Below are 15,718 nucleotides of genomic sequence, written 5' to 3'. Positions count from 1 at the left end.
TTTTTTAATTTGAGCAAATAGATACAAAGCATGTAAATGAAAATATATATCGATTAGATACGAAAAAACATGTTCCTTTTTCTTGAATTATTTTTCGAGGTTTTATAAAATAGCCGAGTAGTAAAAAAATAAACACAAAAAATCTAGAAAAGAAAGAGGAGATACAAATGAATTTTAGAAAGTTAATTTTAAATTCTTCGGTTGTCATTATGACAAGCTTATTAGCATTTGTACCATCAAATTCACAAGCGAAAGATTTGAATAATGTTAAAGTAGAACAAAAATCAAGTGAAAATATACAATCAAAAAAATATTGGATAAATGATGATACAGATTTATTTAAAGAGAATAATGAACATAGCAAAATAATCGAAGTTTTGGATCAAGGTGATAATGTAAAAGTTGAAAAAATCGGAGATGTTTTTGCAAAAGTTTCTGTTACTATAGATAGTAAAAATTACGTAGGCTTTATTTACAAATCATATTTGTCAGAAAAAGAAGTTAAACCAGATCCAAATAAATTTGAAGGATGGGTTAATGTTGAAACTAAAGTTTTTGATTCAAAAGAAAAAGAAGCAAAAGAATTGGGTTTAATCGACAAGGACTCGGAAATCAAAGGTCACATAGAAGAAGATAATTTAAGAATTACTTACTTTGGAAGAACAGCTTATATTCAAGCTAAAAACACTACAAAAGAATCTCCAAAAGATAGAGATATAAGATTGGCAAAAGAAAGAAAAATCCAAGCTCAAAAACTTTTAGAAAAAAGAAAAAAAGAGCAAGAAGAAAAAGAAAAACAAGCCCAATCAGCTCCTAAAAATGTTTCAGGAAGAACTATTACAATGAGATCTACTGCTTATACTTCAGATCCTTCTGAAAATGGCGGATATTCTACAACAGCAATGGGAACTGCTATAAGATATGGTGTAGCAGCTGTAGATCCTAATGTTATTCCATTGGGAACTAGATTGTACATTGAAGGTTATGGATACGCTAGAGCAGAAGATACTGGTGGAGCAATCAAAGGAAATAAAATTGACTTAGTATTTGGATCAAAAGCGCAAAGCAATCGTTGGGGAAGAAGAACAGTTAGAGTTACAATCTTAAATTAATATATTATTACGATAAATCAGGCGATGAAATTCATCGCCTTTTTTTAATTGACAAATACATAAGATATGATATAATTAAAAGTTTTATTATTGAATTAAATTTCTGATTAAGCTATAATATAAAGTGAGGTGATAGTATGTTTAAAATAGGTGATAAGATTGTTTATCCTATGCACGGTGCAGGCATAATTACCGAAGTACAAAATAAAGAGGTCTTGGGAGTTAAGAAAGATTATTTTATTTTGAAAATGCCAATGGGGGAAATGAAAATCTCGATACCTGTAGATAAGATAAATGATATGGGAATAAGATTTGTTGCAGAAGAAGAAATAATCCATTCTTTAAGAGATATTTTAAAGAATCAAGAAGTTGATTTTCCTTCAAATTGGAATCAAAGATACAAAGAAAATCTCGAAAAATTAAGAATTGGAGATATAAAAGAAACTGCTATCGTGTACAAGGGTTTGTATGAATTAGATTCATCAAAAGGCTTATCCATGATTGAAAAGAAAGTACTCAATACCTCCAGAAAAATGCTTATTAGCGAAATAGCAAGTGGATTGAATTTAAAACCATCAGAAGCTGAAAGTATGGTGAACGATTTGATCGATTTAGATTAAAATATTTTTGAAAGGAGAAATGTTTTGTTCAGACGAGGGATGTCAATACTGATATCTATCATCGGAGCTGTTTTAGGAATTATATTTACTAATGTTATTTTCAGCAATTTTATCGAGAAATCAACAAGTATGATTATCAAGATAGTTGCAATGATTGTAGCAGCAGTTGTTTTTGGATTTATATTTTATGCTTTGGCTCCGAAATTAATATCGGTAGAATTAAAATTAATAGAATCTATCGAAGATTCGCTTAAAAAATTCTCTCTGGTCGATATTATTATAGGAACAATTGGTCTTGTGGTTGGGCTTGTATTAGCTTTTTTGATATCGCAGCCATTGTTAAAATTAAATATTCCAGGGATAGGAACTGTGTTGACGGTAATATTAGAAATTGTGTTTTTCATAGGAATGGGTTTTTTGGGGGCGAAGCTTGCTTTGAACTACCATGACGATTTCATTTCGTTTTTTGAAAAAGTTAGAACCAAAGAAAAACCAAATCTAAAATTTTCCAACAAAGATAGCAAAGTTAGACCTAAAATCGTAGATACTTCTACTATTATTGACGGTAGAATTATCGATATATTGAAGACAGGATTTTTGGAAGGAAATCTAATAATTCCTATATTTGTCATCGAAGAACTTCAACATATCGCAGATTCTGATAATTATTTGAGAAGACAAAAAGGAAGACGTGGATTGGATATTTTAAAAACTATGCAAACTGAGTACAAGGACAAGGTTAAAGTTGTTGATAAGAGATATCCAAACATTGACAAGGTAGATTCAATGCTTGTGAAAATGTCAGAAGAATTGAATGCCAATTTACTTACGAACGATTATAATTTGAATAAGGTTGCAGACTTGCAAGAAGTTTTCGTATTCAACATAAATGATTTGGCAAATGCTATGAGACCTGTTTTTGTGGCAGGTGAACCAATAAATGTGTCAATCATAAAAGAAGGACGAGAAAACAATCAAGGTATAGGATACTTGGACGATGGCACTATGATTGTAGTAGAAGATGGCAAAAAGTATCTTGGAGAAATTATTGAGTGTACTGTAACGAGTGTTCTTCAAACTTCTGCAGGAAAAATGATTTTCGCAAAAAAATCTGATGAGAAGGATAATTAGTATTATTCAATTAAATGACTTTTGAATTTTATGTAGAGAACTATTTTATTAGTTCTCTTTTTTTATTGCAATCTCATATTTTTTTAATTAAATTGATTTTTTGATATAATAATAATGAGGTGTTATATGGATAAATATATTTCAGCTATTATAACTGCAGCTGGATCCTCTCAAAGAATGAATAATAAAATTCCGAAACAATTTATGGAAATAAAAGATAAAATGATTTTGGAGATGACTCTGGATGTTTTTCAATCAATTGATGAAATCAGAGAATTCATTCTTGTAATTAGAGAAGAAGACGAAGAATTTGTACAAAATTTTATAAAAGATAGAAATTACAGAGATATCGTGATTGCTTTCGGTGGCGATACAAGAGAAAAATCTACATATAATGGATTGAACAAAGTAAATGAAAATTGTGATTTGATAATAAGCCATGATGCAGCAAGACCTTTTATCAGGCGCGAGAAAATACTCGAAGCTATCGAATCGATTGGTGATTACGATGGGCTAGTTGTAAGCGTAGCAGCCAAGGATACTATCAAATATGTTGACGATGATATGACGGTTGTGAACACTCCGAACAGATCACACTTGTATATGGCACAAACGCCTCAAGTTTTCAAATATGAGGCTATAAAAGACGCATACAAATTAGTATTTGACGAACAAATAAATGTAACAGACGACTCATCGTTGCTTGAAATCGTCGGGAAAAAAGTAAAAATTATTAAGGGCGATTATTCCAATATTAAAATTACGACAAAAGAAGATTTGTTGTTTGGAGAGTTAATTGCTAGAAAGAGAGAAAATGAATGAGAATAGGTTTTGGGTTAGATGTACACAAACTTGTTGAAAATAGAAAATTAATATTAGGCGGAGTTGAAATTCCACACGACAAGGGACTTTTGGGTCACAGCGATGCGGATGTTTTGATTCATGCGATAATGGATGCTATATGTGGTGCACTTTGTCTTGGAGATATTGGCAAATTGTTTCCAGATACTGATATGAAATACAAAGATATTGATTCCAGAGTGCTTCTTAGAAAAGTTTTTGAAATCATGGATGATATGGGATATGAAATTGGAAATATTGACTCAACGATTTCTTGTCAAAAACCAAAACTTAGAGATTATATTGACAAAATGCGTGAAAATATCGCACAAGATTTGCACACTAATACATTTAATATTTCAGTAAAAGCAACTACAACAGAACAACTCGGTTTCGAAGGTAGATGTGAGGGAATTACTGCAAACAGTGTCTGCATTTTGAATAAAAAAGAATTATAGGTGATAATATGAATTTTCGAAGAAAAATAGCGATAGATTTGGGAACTGCATCAGTTCTTGTTTATTTGCCAAACAAAGGTGTTGTATTGAACGAGCCTTCAGTTGTGGCGATGAATAGCTTTAATTCCAAAATAATTTCAGTTGGAAAAGACGCTAAGAAAATTTTGGGGAGAACTCCGGGAAATATTATCGCAAAGAAGCCATTAAAAGATGGTGTGGTTGCAGATTTCAATTCTACAGAAAAAATAATTTCGTATTTGCTCAGAAAAACTTTGGGCAAATCATTAATCAGACCTGAAGTTTTAATTTGCGTTCCAAGTCAAATCACTCAAGTGCAAAGAAGAGCTGTTATTCAAGCTTCAAAATACGCAGGAGCTTACAACACATATTTGATTGAAGAGCCACTGGCAGCAGCTATAGGTTCAGGAATTGATGTAACAGATGCAAGAGGAAACATCGTCGTAGATATCGGTGGTGGAACTACGGATGTTGCTGTAATTTCTATGGGTGGAATTGTAATCAATAAATCAATTCCAGTAGCAGGAGATGAATTTGATAGAAGAATACAAGATTTTGTCCAAACAAAATACAACATGATTATTGGTGAATCCACTGCAGAAAAAGTAAAAATAAATGTAGGTAGTGCATATCCAAGAGATGATGGAGAGTTGTATGAAATTAAGGGTAGAAATTTGGTAAATGGATTGCCGATGCACATTTACGTTTCATCAAAAGATATTTCTGTTGCATTGAAAAAACCGATAGATAAAATCGTAGACACGGTACAAGAAGTTTTGGAACAAACTCCAGCAGAATTAGCGGCTGATGTTTATGAAAGAGGAATCATCATGAGTGGCGGAGGATGTCTATTAAAAGGATTGGACAGATTAATTTCTGAAAGAATTGGAGTGAATGCTAGAATTGTAGACGGACCGATTACGGCAGTTGTTAGGGGAACTGGCAAATCACTTATGTGGATGGATAAATTGAAAGAAGACAGCGATTCTCATCAGGATTTAAGAAGAAAAGTAATAGTAAGCAGAATGAGATAAAATGTAATAATTACAAATTGTATTCATTGTTTGTTAACAATATGGTATAATATTATTATAAAATTAAATAGGGGGTAATTGATATGAAATTGATGACACAAGCAAACTTGCAATCAGCATTCGGGGGAGAATCTCAAGCAAGAAACAGATACAACATTTGGGGGAATAAAGCTGAAAAAGACGGTTTTAAAAATGTTGCTAGATTGTTCAATGCTACAGCAGATGCAGAAAAAATTCATGCTGCATTGCACTTTGATGCATTAAAAGATGTTCATGGTGATTTCGCAGTAACTAGCATGGCTGGTTTCGGAATTGGAAGCACTTCAGAAAACTTAGAAGGAGCTAGAAACGGAGAAATCTTCGAAGCAACAGAAATGTATCCAGCTTACATAGAAGTAGCTGAAATGCAAGAAGAAAAAGAAGCGGTAAGAGCTATGAAATTTGCTGTGGAAGCAGAAAAAGTTCACGCTGAAAGATTCGGAAAAGCAAAAGAATTTGTTGACGGTGGAAAAGACTTAGAAGTAGAACAAATATTACTATGCCCAATTTGTGGATATATTGGATTTGAAAAAATCGATGCATGTCCAATCTGCGGATGTAAATCCGAAAAATTCATAGAATATTAATATTTAGATTTAAGCCGGTTAATAATACCGGCTTATATTTTTAAAAATACGGAGGAAAACATGGTAGAGAAAAAGGTTTGTATAACAAATGAGATAGGACTTCATGCAAGAGCTGCATCCAAATTTTTGAATGAAGCAGTGAAATACAATTGTGAGATTGAATTTATCAAAGATAGTAAAAAATACAGTGGCAAAAGCATTATAAGCATTTTGTCATTATCTGCACACAAAGGTAGTGAGCTTATTTTGAGATGTTATGGTGAAGATGAAAATTTGGCACTTGAAAAATTAAGCGAGTTACTCGAAAACGGATTGGATTATTAAACATAACTGTGAAAATGTTTTTATAGATAAATGTTGATATAAGCTGTTAATTTTGCGAAAAATTAGTAAAAATTTATGGTATCATATAATTAAAGAACAAAGATGGGAATGATTAATTTGGTTTTTTTGGATAAATTTTTTAACATGATAAATACATTAAGATTTTTAGATATCATAGATATCGCTATAGTTGCAGTCTGTATTTACAAATTATATATGATGATAAAAGAAACAAGAGCCGAACAGCTTGTAAAAGGATTAGTTATCATATTTATTTTTGTAAAAATCAGTGATTCGATGAAATTATACACTGTAAATTGGGTTTTGGAAAACATGATGACGGCTTTGGCTATTATGATAATAGTGGTGTTCCAGCCTGAACTTAGAAAAATTTTGGAAACAATAGGTAGAAGTAATATATTGACCAAATCATTTGCCGATATCAGAGGAGAAAAAGTGGATAAGTGCGTGGAAGAAATAGTACATGCTGTGTTCTCACTTTCACGACAAAGAATTGGCGCATTGATTATTTTCGAGAGAAGCACAGGACTTGGAGATGTAGTAGAAACTGGTACGGTTTTAAATTCTGCGATTTCTAGCGAACTTTTGATAAATATATTCATACCTAACACTCCACTTCATGATGGCGCGGTTGTAATCAAAAATGATACCATCAAAGCGGCAGCATGTTTTTTGCCATTGTCCACAGAACAATCCATATCCAAGGAATTGGGTACAAGGCACAGAGCGGCTATAGGAATGAGCGAGAAAAGTGATTGTTTGGCACTAATAGTTTCAGAAGAAACTGGTGGTATTTCAATAGCTGAACACGGAAAAATCAACAGATATGTTGATGAACCAACTTTAACAAAGATTTTGACAAAATTATACAATGATCAAGATTCTTATATTTTCAACAGAAAGGAAATAGAAGATGAAAGATAAAATAAAGAATAATTCATACTTAAAAAACATTGACTTCAAAGGATTTTATTCGAATAATCTTATAATAAAAATTGTCTGTCTATTCTTGGCGATATTTTTATGGTCATTTGTAATGGAAAACAAAAATCCAGTAGTCACAAAGGATATTCCAGTAATTGGCGTTGAATATCGAGGAGTTGATAAACTAAGAGAAGATGGAAGAGTGATAATATCTCCGAAAGCTCCGACAATATCAATGCGTGTAGAAGGAAGAAGAAATACAATAACTAAAATGAAAAATTCAGAAATTAAGGCTTTTGTTGATGTAAAATCCATAAAAGTAGATTCTGAAACACTACCTATAGAGTTGAGCCTTCCACAAGGAGTCAACGTAGTTGACCAATCAGACGAAACACTTTTAGTAAAGACAGAAACAGTAGACACGGTAAAATTTCCTATAAGAATAATGAAGGTAGGAGATTTACCAGATAATGTGGAAGTTGATTCTATAAAATTAGATCCACAAGAAATCACAGTATCTGGAGCAAAAACTTATCTTAACTCAATTGATTACGCATCGGTTAAAATCGATCAATCAAATATCGACAAGGATATCAATCTAGATTTACCGATTAATCTAAGCCTAAAAGATGATGCTGCAAAATCATTTTTGACCAAATCATCTGAAAGCTGCAAAGTTATTATAGATGTTTTGCTGAAAAAAGATGTCGAAATCAAACCAGTAGTTACAAATATTCCAAATGGATTAAAAGTAGCTAAAATTACATTTAGCAGACCCACAGTAAAGATAAAAGGACAAGATGATATTATAAAATCACACTCACATGTAACCACAAAACCAATAGATTTAACAGATTTTAAAGAAGGAGAAAACAGCGTGGATGTAACATTGGATTTACCGCAATCAATAGTACTTGCAGAAGGATCCAATGGTAGAATCACAGCCACAGTTGTTCTGGAAAAATAATATGAAAACAAAAAACAAAATCCCATTAATAACAATTGTACTGTGTTTAATTCTAACAATAGTTTCTTTTTATATGAAAAAAGTAGCTGAAACATCACCAGACTCACCGAATTTTTTCGGACAAGTTACATTCTTATTGTTGCCAATCACCTCTTTAATTGGTGTATACTTTTCATATAAATCTGATAATTTAAAAACTTTAATAATAAATACATTGTTCTTGTTACCAATTACAAGTTTCATGTTTATATAAAAGCGAGTGCAAACTCGTTTTTTTATTTGGAAAAAATTCACATTTTATTGATTTTTACATTATGTGTTATAATTAGATTATAAAAATAGAGGGGGATATTGATGGGAAAATATTTCGGAACTGACGGTATAAGAGGCGTTGCAGGCGAAGATTTAACTGTTGAATTAGCTTATAAGCTTGCGAGAGCAGCTTGTTATAAATTAAAAGATGTAGATAATAAATTAATTGTTATAGGAAAAGATACTAGAATTTCTGGGGATATGTTGGAAGCGGCTTTGATTAGTGGAATTACTAGCATGGGTTTTGATGTGTACAGATTAGGAGTGATTCCTACACCAGCTGTGGCGTATTTAACTAGATTTTACAATGCTTGCTGCGGTATAGTGATTTCTGCAAGCCACAATCCTTACGAATTTAATGGAATAAAATATTTTTCAAATGAGGGTTTCAAATTAAAAGACAGTCTTGAAGAAGAAATTGAATATTTGATTGATCATCAAGATGAGATTGATTTGAAGGTTACAGGAGAAAAAGTAGGTAGAGTTTATGAAGAAGAATGTGCAAGAGATACATATATCAATTATCTTTTGAGCAGGGTTGATTTGGATTTGACAGGTGTGAAGGTAAGCTTGGACTGTGGTTACGGGGCAACTTCTGAAATCGCACCAATTATTTTCAATAGATTAAACGCCGATGTAACAGTTACAAATACTGAATACGACGGAAAGAATATCAACTTCAAATGCGGTTCAACAAATCCTGAAGTTATAAGTAATTTGGTAAAAATTTCTGAATCTGATATGGGATTTTCGTTCGATGGAGACGGAGATAGGTTGATTGCTTGTGATGAAACTGGTGAAATAATGGATGGAGATCATGTTATTTGTGCAGTTGGACATTTCTTAAAAGAAAACAATAAGCTAAAAAACAATGCAGTTGTAGGAACTGTTATGACTAATATCGGTCTTATCAAAAGTTTGAAGGAAATTGGAGTAGATGTTATCAAAACACAAGTTGGTGACAGGTACGTTCTTGAAGAAATGAGAAAAAATGGATACATTATTGGTGGAGAACAATCTGGACATATTATTTTCATAGAAGATAATACAACTGGTGATGGAATATTATCTGCGATTAAATTAGCAGAAATAGCTGTTAAATCAAAACAAAAACTTTCAGAAATGAATAATTTGATGACAAGTTTCCCACAAGTTTTGGTGAATGCTAAGGTTAATAATGAATACAAAAAAGTTTACAAAGATGATGAAGTCATTAACAAAAAAATAGCTGAACTTGAGCATGAATTTAAAGATGAAGGCAGGGTATTGATACGACCTTCAGGAACTGAGCCTTTGATTAGGGTAATGATTGAAGGAGAAAACCAAGAAGTTTTGGAAAAGAAGGCTATTGAATTGAAAGATTTAATCGAAGAAAGGTGTGAGTTGATATGAGAACGATAGCGATTATTTCAGCTTTAGAAAGTGAACAAGAGTATTTCAGAGAACAATTCAAGCCAATTAAAATGGATAAGTTCAATCATTATGAAATTTATTTTTCTGAATTTGAGGATAAGAAAATTATCAATTGCGTTTGTGGAGTTGGAAAGGTTAATTCTGCTGCATTGACTCAACGAATTATTGATATGTATAATCCTGATTTGGTAATAAATTGTGGTGTGTGCGGAGGATTGGACAAGTCTCTTACATTTGATGAGATAATTCTTGCAGATAAATTAAAATATCACGATATAAACTTGGATATTTTAAGTGACGGAATCCCATACACCGACACTTTTGAGGCAGATCGTGAAACTTTACAAAAATTAGATGAAATAATGACTCAAGAAAACTTGAAGCACAGGATTGGTCTTATTGTTACAGGAGATCAATTTATATGCACTACTGAAAAACAAGAAGAGTTATTCGAAAAATATCACGCATTGGGAACAGAGATGGAAGGTTGTTCCATTGCTCATACTTGCTATCTTAACGATGTGAAATTCTTGGTTATAAGAAGTTTGTCTGATTTTGCAGACGATGATGCGGATGATGAATTTGATAATAATTTGGAAGAAAAGACCAAAAAAGCTGCACACAGTGTGGTTGTGTTGATTAAAAATATGTAATGAATTCGTAGGATGAATGTAAATTTGTCCTACGTTTTTTATTTTACTTAAAAATGAGCAAAAAAATACATCTGTACGAAACAGATGTATTTTTTCATAATATCAATAACAAAAGGAAACAAAAAAATCACAAAATTAATTTGTGATTATGGTCGGGGTGAGAGGATTTGAACCCCCGGCCCCATGGTCCCAAACCACGTGCGCTACCGGACTGCGCTACACCCCGACGTTTTTTACTTGCTTATCTCAAGTACTTTATTAGTATACGATAGAACAGCGTTTATGACAAATCGATTTATAATTAAATATACGGAGATAAAACTGATTAAATTTAACAATCTCGTTTTATCTCCGTTTTTCTAAGTTTTTAAAAAATTAACTTTTTATTTACAATTTGTTAATATTCGTAGTAATATTTGAATAATTCGTAGATATATTCGTTGTCTTTGCATCCACCTAATTCTCTTACAGAGTGCATTGAAAGAATCGCATTTCCAATATCAATAGATTGAATATCCAAATTAGAAACAGTGATTGGTCCGATTGTAGATCCACCTCTTTTATCTGATCTGTTTGTGAATTCTTGGCATGGAATGTTTTTATCTAAGCATAATTTTTTAAATACTGAAGAGCTAACAGCGTCAGAAGTGTATGCTCCATTTGCAGCGTATTTAATAACAGGGCCGTTGTTAATTAGTGGTCTGTTAGTAGGGTCTGCCATTTCTGTGTAATTTGGATGCAAACTGTGAGCTTGGTCTGCACTTATCAAATAAGAATTGTGCAATACTTCGTAGAAGTTTTTATCGTTATCTTCTACGATTTTTTTGAAGCAATCACTTAGAAGTGTGCTGCCTGCACCTTGTTTTGTTGAAGAACCTATTTCTTCGTTATCAAAAACCATAGTCAATGCTAATGTGTTTGTAACATTTGAATCTATTAATGATTTTATAGAATTAAAAGCCATTCCCAAATTATCGATTCTTCCTACGGAATAAAATTCGTCGTTTTCTCCGACAAATTCTCCTTGTTGTCTGTCGTACAAGAATAAATCGAAATCTAAAATATCATCTGCGTTTATTCCTGTATTTCTTGCCAAAATTTCCTCGAAAGAAATTTTCGAATCTTTTTCTGATAATGCTAAAAGTGGCAATGTATCTTTTTGCGCATTGAATTTGTATCCATTATTAACTTCTCTGTTCATGTGGATTGCAACGTTAGGAATTATCAATAAATTCTTGTCTACATTGATATGTTTGATTTCAGGTTTGAATGGATTGTCTGATTTTAACACAACTCTACCAGCTACAGACAATGGGCGGTCAAACCATGTGCTTAATATTGGTCCACCATAAACTTCAGTGTTTAATGTCAAAAATCCGTCTTTGTTTACTATAGAATTTGGTTTTATTCTAAAAGTTGGACTGTCTGAATGTGATCCGATCAATCTGATATTATCGAAATCAGAACTTCCTTTAAAAGCAATAATTGATGAATCGTTATTTGTTACAAAATATCCCTCGCCATTTTCGATTTTCCAATTATCTTTAAATTTTAATTCAGTAAATCCGTTTTCTGTTAGTGTTTTTTTGAAATTATCGATAACGTGAAATACGGATGGACTGTTATCAATAAAATTCATTAATTCTTTTGTTATGTTCATAAAATCACCTCAATAATAGTATACCCAAAAATAAAAATACTTAATACTAAAAGTTTACAAAAAATATTGTTAGTGGTATAATGAAATTACTTCAGGGCGAGGTTGATTTCCTCACCGGCGGTTACAGTCCGCGAGCGTTATGCATGAATTGGTGTAATTCCAATACCGACAGTAAAGTCTGGACGAAAGAAGTAAGTGTAATAATTAACATTTAGCCCTAAAAAATAAGGGCTTTTTTATTTGCCCTTGAAAATCTTAGGAGGTAGGTTATGGAAACCACAAGAAAAAAATCTAGTACTCAAACTATGGTAAGAATTAGTATTTTAGGGGCAATAAGTGCATTACTTATGATTTTCAAATTCCCACTACCATTTGCACCACCATTTATGACAGTGGATATTGGAGATTTGGGAGTTTTAATTTCAGGATTTGCACTAGGACCTGTAGCAGGTGTGTTGACTTCTGCAGTTAAGATTTTGTTGAACTTTATCATCAACGGAACAACAACTGGTGGAGTTGGAGAATTATCTAACTTCATATTATCATCAGTGTTTGTAGTTGTAGCTAGCTCAATTTACAATAAAGGTAAAAGCAGAAAATCAGCTATCACAGGATTGGTTTTCGGAGTCTTGGCTTACACAATAGTTGCTTGCATTTCTAACTATTTTGTAATTTTCCCATTGTACGGAATTAATTTGGTTGATTTTACAAAAGAGTTCGCAAAAGTAAATTCATTGGCAGGCACTCCATTAATGTTTGTGCTTTTCAGTATTGTGCCATTTAACATTGTAAAAGGTATTATTGTATCTGCAGTTACTATTGCACTTTACAAGCCAATTTCAAGATTTTTGAAAAAATAATCAATAATATACATGTAAAAATTCATAAAATATACAATGACTCATTATTCTACATAATGAGTCATTTTTGTTGTTGTTCAGTTGTGATATAATTTATTTGGTGATATTTATGGAATATATTTTAAATGATTTAAAAGATACTGAAAAATTTGGACAAATTTTTGCAAGAACTTTGAAAAAACAAGATGTTATATCTTTGATTGGAGATTTGGGAGCTGGAAAGACTACTCTTACTAAATCTATTGCGAAGAGTTTTGGAATTGAAGAAAATGTAACAAGTCCGACTTTTTCACTGGTAAATACATACTATGGGAACATTCAATTAAATCATATTGATTTGTATAGATTAGAAGATGAGATGGAGATAGAATCCTTGGATATCGATGAGCTGTTGTATCCTGAAGGAATTACTATAATTGAATGGGCAAGTCAGGCGCAGTCCTATATGCCTAGAAACTTAATTGAAATTTACATTGAAAAAACTGGTGATGTTTCCAGAAAAATTAGAATTGATGGCAACAATAAAAGAGAAAAAGAAATTATAGAGGAATTAAATGAAAATTTTAGCAATTGATACTTCGACTATGATTAGCTCTTGTTCTTTGATGGAAGATGGGTTGATTGTTGGAGATTATAATATAAATCAAAAGAAAACTCACAGCGAAACTTTGGTCTTGATGATTGAGCAAATGCTTGAAAAATTAGATACAGAAATTGAAGATGTGGACGTGTTCGCAGTATGCAAAGGACCGGGATCTTTTACAGGTCTTAGGATTGGAATGACTACTGCGAAGACTTTTGCACAAGTTTTCGATAAGAAAATCGTCGGTATATCCACATTAGAAGCTTTGGCAAATATGATTAACACTGACAAAATTATCATTCCTATTTTAGATGCTAGAGGTGGAAGAGTTTATTACTCAATGTTCACTAACGATTCAAAATTAGAACGATTGATGGATGATGATTTGATTTATTTTGAAGATTTGATAGAAAAACTTGACGATGATAAGGAATATATTTTCGTTGGAGATGGAGTGTGTTCTTTTGTAGATGAAATCAATTCAAATGATAACTTCTACCTTGCAAATTCTTCATTGAATAATTGCATTACAAGATCGATTTGCGATTTGGCAAATAAAACTGAAAAATTTGATAGCTACTACACTCTTAGCCCAGACTATGTTAGAAAATCTCAAGCACAACGAGATTATGAAAGAAGACAAAATAATGATAATTAGAGAAATGAACTTTTTCGACTTGGATGATGTTGTTGAGATTGAAAGGGAAAGTTTTTCTGATGCTTGGAGCAAAATTGGATACGAAGCTTGTTTGAAAAATGAATTCAATCACTATTTTGTCGGAGAAAATAACGGAGAGATTGTAGGAGCTTTTGGGTTTTCAGTAGTTGTTGATGAGGCTGAATTGCACACAATTTCTGTGAAAAAAAGTTGCAGAAACTGTGGGATTGCAACTGAATTTATAAAATTTATGTTAGATTTTTGCAAAAAGGAAAATGTCAAAAATATTTTCTTGGAAGTTAGAGAATCTAACTTTGAGGCAATTAATCTTTACACAAAATTTGGATTTCAAAAAAACGGTAGAATTAATGGATATTACGAAACTCCAAGAGAAAATGCATTGAGGATGATGTTGAATATGGATGATATTAAACAAAATATAATTACGCTTGCAATTGAAACGTCTTGTGATGAAACAAGTGTTGCAATTGTAAAAAATGGAAGAGAAGTGTTGAGTAATGTGATTTCTTCTCAAATAGATGTGCACAAAAGATATGGTGGTGTGGTTCCAGAAGTTGCGAGCCGTCTCCACTTGGAAGCGATGAATTCTATCTTGCAACAATCTTTGGACGAAGCAGGTTTATCATTGAAAGATATTGATGTAATTTGTGTTACAAAAGGTCCCGGACTTATTGGAGCGTTATTAGTTGGGATTTCTTGTGCAAAATCATTGAGCTATTGTTTGAAGAAGCCTCTTGTAGGGGTAAATCACATGCAAGGCCACATTTGTGCAAACTACATTAGCCACAAAGAATTAGAACCGCCATTTATTTCGTTGGTTGTATCTGGTGGGCACACTTATTTAATAGATGTTGTGGATTATCAAGATTACGAAATAATTGGGTCTACAAGAGATGACGCTTGTGGAGAAAGCTATGACAAGGTTGCACGTGCGTTGGGATTGGAATATCCAGGAGGACCTGTTATTGACAGGCTTGCAAAACAAGGAAATCCAACAGCTATAGATTTTCCAAGAGTAATGCTTGAAAAAGACAGTTACGATTTTAGTTTTAGTGGATTAAAAACAGCTGTGTTAAATTATTTGAACAATAAAAATCAAAAAAATGAAGAAATAATAAAAGAAGATGTTGCAGCATCTTTCCAAGAAGCTGTAATAGATGTTTTGGTTGAAAAATCTTTTAGATTATTAGAAGAAAAAAACCAAAAAACTTTCGTTCTAAGTGGCGGAGTTGCAGCAAATTCTAGATTAAAAGAAAGAGTATTAGAAAAAGCAGAAGAAAAGGGAATACAACTCTACTTCCCAGATAAAATCTTGTGCACAGATAACGCCGCAATGATTGCTACTGCTGGATACTATGATTTTATCAACGGAAAACAAGATGGACTTGATTTGAAAGTTTATCCTAATTTAGAATTATAAAATGTATTTAAAAATTTAATACTAATCATTAAAAAAGGAGTACTCACATTAAAATGAGTACTC

The 15,718-nt window shown here is 32.1% G+C and carries 18 protein-coding genes, 1 tRNA gene, 1 pseudogene and 1 riboswitch; of the genes and pseudogenes, 17 read left to right on the top strand and 3 right to left on the bottom strand.

Annotated features, from left to right (window positions below; all coding sequences use genetic code 11):
* Nucleotides 1-167 precede the first annotated feature (167 nt).
* The 10 genes from ACU68Y_RS05155 to ACU68Y_RS05110 all read left to right on the top strand — a co-directional run bounded on the left by ACU68Y_RS05155 (nucleotide 168) and on the right by ACU68Y_RS05110 (nucleotide 8,075).
* Nucleotides 168-1,112, top strand: a complete 945-nt coding sequence (locus tag ACU68Y_RS05155) for a 3D domain-containing protein (protein ID WP_446755585.1) — start codon at nucleotides 168-170, stop codon at nucleotides 1,110-1,112.
* 137 nt (nucleotides 1,113-1,249) lie between these two features.
* Complete coding sequence (locus ACU68Y_RS05150) at nucleotides 1,250-1,732, top strand: CarD family transcriptional regulator (RefSeq protein ID WP_002842429.1); 483 nt, start codon at nucleotides 1,250-1,252, stop codon at nucleotides 1,730-1,732.
* A 39-nt stretch (nucleotides 1,733-1,771) separates the two neighbouring features.
* Entirely contained in the window at nucleotides 1,772-2,863 is a 1,092-nt protein-coding gene (locus tag ACU68Y_RS05145) for a PIN/TRAM domain-containing protein (protein ID WP_035112951.1), read from the top strand.
* A gap of 126 nt (nucleotides 2,864-2,989) precedes the next feature.
* The gene (ispD, locus tag ACU68Y_RS05140; protein WP_446755587.1) at nucleotides 2,990-3,685 is read left to right on the top strand and encodes a 2-C-methyl-D-erythritol 4-phosphate cytidylyltransferase; all 696 of its coding nucleotides are present in this window, start codon (nucleotides 2,990-2,992) and stop codon (nucleotides 3,683-3,685) included.
* Nucleotides 3,682-4,161: a 2-C-methyl-D-erythritol 2,4-cyclodiphosphate synthase gene (gene ispF, locus ACU68Y_RS05135; RefSeq protein ID WP_094230180.1), complete on the top strand. Its 480-nt coding sequence runs from the start codon at nucleotides 3,682-3,684 to the stop codon at nucleotides 4,159-4,161. Before ispD ends, ispF begins: the two co-directional genes overlap by 4 nt.
* An 8-nt stretch (nucleotides 4,162-4,169) precedes the next feature.
* Nucleotides 4,170-5,213, top strand: coding sequence for a rod shape-determining protein (mreB, locus tag ACU68Y_RS05130; RefSeq protein WP_002837172.1), 1,044 nt, complete (start codon nucleotides 4,170-4,172; stop codon nucleotides 5,211-5,213).
* 83 nt (nucleotides 5,214-5,296) lie between these two features.
* On the top strand, nucleotides 5,297-5,839 hold the full coding sequence (locus tag ACU68Y_RS05125; protein ID WP_002837301.1) for a rubrerythrin family protein: 543 nt from the start codon (nucleotides 5,297-5,299) through the stop codon (nucleotides 5,837-5,839).
* A gap of 60 nt (nucleotides 5,840-5,899) precedes the next feature.
* The gene (locus tag ACU68Y_RS05120; protein ID WP_304151772.1) at nucleotides 5,900-6,163 is read left to right on the top strand and encodes an HPr family phosphocarrier protein; all 264 of its coding nucleotides are present in this window, start codon (nucleotides 5,900-5,902) and stop codon (nucleotides 6,161-6,163) included.
* A gap of 102 nt (nucleotides 6,164-6,265) precedes the next feature.
* Entirely contained in the window at nucleotides 6,266-7,108 is an 843-nt protein-coding gene (gene cdaA, locus ACU68Y_RS05115) for a diadenylate cyclase CdaA (RefSeq protein WP_002837131.1), read from the top strand.
* Complete coding sequence (locus tag ACU68Y_RS05110; RefSeq protein WP_446755588.1) at nucleotides 7,098-8,075, top strand: CdaR family protein; 978 nt, start codon at nucleotides 7,098-7,100, stop codon at nucleotides 8,073-8,075. Before cdaA ends, ACU68Y_RS05110 begins: the two co-directional genes overlap by 11 nt.
* A 69-nt stretch (nucleotides 8,076-8,144) precedes the next feature.
* Here the strand turns inward: ACU68Y_RS05110 and ACU68Y_RS05105 are convergent, their stop codons facing one another.
* A complete protein-coding gene (locus tag ACU68Y_RS05105; protein ID WP_002837244.1) occupies nucleotides 8,145-8,318 on the bottom strand; it encodes a hypothetical protein in 174 nt (57 codons plus the stop codon).
* A 111-nt stretch (nucleotides 8,319-8,429) separates the two neighbouring features.
* Between ACU68Y_RS05105 and glmM the strand changes: the two genes are divergently transcribed.
* Both glmM and ACU68Y_RS05095 read left to right on the top strand, forming a co-directional pair.
* Complete coding sequence (glmM, locus tag ACU68Y_RS05100) at nucleotides 8,430-9,779, top strand: phosphoglucosamine mutase (RefSeq protein ID WP_446755589.1); 1,350 nt, start codon at nucleotides 8,430-8,432, stop codon at nucleotides 9,777-9,779.
* Nucleotides 9,776-10,453 carry a 5'-methylthioadenosine/adenosylhomocysteine nucleosidase gene (locus ACU68Y_RS05095; RefSeq protein ID WP_446755590.1) on the top strand — a complete coding sequence of 226 codons (678 nt, stop codon included), beginning with the start codon at nucleotides 9,776-9,778 and terminating at the stop codon, nucleotides 10,451-10,453. The genes glmM and ACU68Y_RS05095 overlap by 4 nt, the downstream gene beginning before the upstream one ends.
* Nucleotides 10,454-10,602: 149 nt before the next feature.
* Here the strand turns inward: ACU68Y_RS05095 and ACU68Y_RS05090 are convergent.
* Nucleotides 10,603-10,679, bottom strand: a tRNA-Pro gene (locus ACU68Y_RS05090).
* Between the two features lie 171 nt (nucleotides 10,680-10,850).
* Nucleotides 10,851-12,113, bottom strand: a complete 1,263-nt coding sequence (locus ACU68Y_RS05085) for a M18 family aminopeptidase (protein ID WP_446755591.1) — start codon at nucleotides 12,111-12,113, stop codon at nucleotides 10,851-10,853.
* 83 nt (nucleotides 12,114-12,196) lie between these two features.
* Nucleotides 12,197-12,311, top strand: a riboswitch (FMN riboswitch).
* A gap of 71 nt (nucleotides 12,312-12,382) precedes the next feature.
* On the opposite strand from ACU68Y_RS05085, the gene ACU68Y_RS05080 reads away from it, so the two are divergent.
* From ACU68Y_RS05080 to tsaD, 5 genes and pseudogenes are all read left to right on the top strand, one after another.
* Entirely contained in the window at nucleotides 12,383-12,973 is a 591-nt protein-coding gene (locus tag ACU68Y_RS05080; protein WP_002837231.1) for an ECF transporter S component, read from the top strand.
* 109 nt (nucleotides 12,974-13,082) lie between these two features.
* A complete protein-coding gene (gene tsaE / locus ACU68Y_RS05075; RefSeq protein ID WP_002842374.1) occupies nucleotides 13,083-13,547 on the top strand; it encodes a tRNA (adenosine(37)-N6)-threonylcarbamoyltransferase complex ATPase subunit type 1 TsaE in 465 nt (154 codons plus the stop codon).
* The gene (gene tsaB / locus ACU68Y_RS05070) at nucleotides 13,528-14,214 is read left to right on the top strand and encodes a tRNA (adenosine(37)-N6)-threonylcarbamoyltransferase complex dimerization subunit type 1 TsaB (RefSeq protein ID WP_446755592.1); all 687 of its coding nucleotides are present in this window, start codon (nucleotides 13,528-13,530) and stop codon (nucleotides 14,212-14,214) included. Before tsaE ends, tsaB begins: the two co-directional genes overlap by 20 nt.
* Nucleotides 14,156-14,611, top strand: a pseudogene (gene rimI, locus ACU68Y_RS05065) (ribosomal protein S18-alanine N-acetyltransferase); the annotation flags it as partial. The gene tsaB and the pseudogene rimI, both read left to right, overlap by 59 nt.
* A 21-nt stretch (nucleotides 14,612-14,632) precedes the next feature.
* A complete protein-coding gene (gene tsaD, locus ACU68Y_RS05060; RefSeq protein WP_446755640.1) occupies nucleotides 14,633-15,655 on the top strand; it encodes a tRNA (adenosine(37)-N6)-threonylcarbamoyltransferase complex transferase subunit TsaD in 1,023 nt (340 codons plus the stop codon).
* Nucleotides 15,656-15,718: the final 63 nt, after the last annotated feature.

This window comes from Finegoldia sp. P1-F-LS, from assembly GCF_052932205.1.
This window is presented reverse-complemented; position numbering and strand designations above follow the sequence as displayed.

Excerpts from the sequence above, each read along its gene's own strand:
- ACU68Y_RS05155 (WP_446755585.1), top strand. The coding sequence starts at position 168 with ATGAATTTTAGAAAGTTAATTTTAAATTCTTCGGTTGTCATTATGACA.
- ACU68Y_RS05150 (WP_002842429.1), top strand. The coding sequence starts at position 1,250 with ATGTTTAAAATAGGTGATAAGATTGTTTATCCTATGCACGGTGCAGGC.
- ACU68Y_RS05145 (WP_035112951.1), top strand. The coding sequence starts at position 1,772 with ATGTCAATACTGATATCTATCATCGGAGCTGTTTTAGGAATTATATTT.
- ispD (WP_446755587.1), top strand. The coding sequence starts at position 2,990 with ATGGATAAATATATTTCAGCTATTATAACTGCAGCTGGATCCTCTCAA.
- ispF (WP_094230180.1), top strand. The coding sequence starts at position 3,682 with ATGAGAATAGGTTTTGGGTTAGATGTACACAAACTTGTTGAAAATAGA.
- mreB (WP_002837172.1), top strand. The coding sequence starts at position 4,170 with ATGAATTTTCGAAGAAAAATAGCGATAGATTTGGGAACTGCATCAGTT.
- ACU68Y_RS05125 (WP_002837301.1), top strand. The coding sequence starts at position 5,297 with ATGAAATTGATGACACAAGCAAACTTGCAATCAGCATTCGGGGGAGAA.
- ACU68Y_RS05120 (WP_304151772.1), top strand. The coding sequence starts at position 5,900 with ATGGTAGAGAAAAAGGTTTGTATAACAAATGAGATAGGACTTCATGCA.
- cdaA (WP_002837131.1), top strand. The coding sequence starts at position 6,266 with ATGGGAATGATTAATTTGGTTTTTTTGGATAAATTTTTTAACATGATA.
- ACU68Y_RS05110 (WP_446755588.1), top strand. The coding sequence starts at position 7,098 with ATGAAAGATAAAATAAAGAATAATTCATACTTAAAAAACATTGACTTC.
- ACU68Y_RS05105 (WP_002837244.1), bottom strand. The coding sequence starts at position 8,318 with ATGAAACTTGTAATTGGTAACAAGAACAATGTATTTATTATTAAAGTT.
- glmM (WP_446755589.1), top strand. The coding sequence starts at position 8,430 with ATGGGAAAATATTTCGGAACTGACGGTATAAGAGGCGTTGCAGGCGAA.
- ACU68Y_RS05095 (WP_446755590.1), top strand. The coding sequence starts at position 9,776 with ATGAGAACGATAGCGATTATTTCAGCTTTAGAAAGTGAACAAGAGTAT.
- ACU68Y_RS05085 (WP_446755591.1), bottom strand. The coding sequence starts at position 12,113 with ATGAACATAACAAAAGAATTAATGAATTTTATTGATAACAGTCCATCC.
- ACU68Y_RS05080 (WP_002837231.1), top strand. The coding sequence starts at position 12,383 with ATGGAAACCACAAGAAAAAAATCTAGTACTCAAACTATGGTAAGAATT.
- tsaE (WP_002842374.1), top strand. The coding sequence starts at position 13,083 with ATGGAATATATTTTAAATGATTTAAAAGATACTGAAAAATTTGGACAA.
- tsaB (WP_446755592.1), top strand. The coding sequence starts at position 13,528 with ATGAAAATTTTAGCAATTGATACTTCGACTATGATTAGCTCTTGTTCT.
- tsaD (WP_446755640.1), top strand. The coding sequence starts at position 14,633 with ATGGATGATATTAAACAAAATATAATTACGCTTGCAATTGAAACGTCT.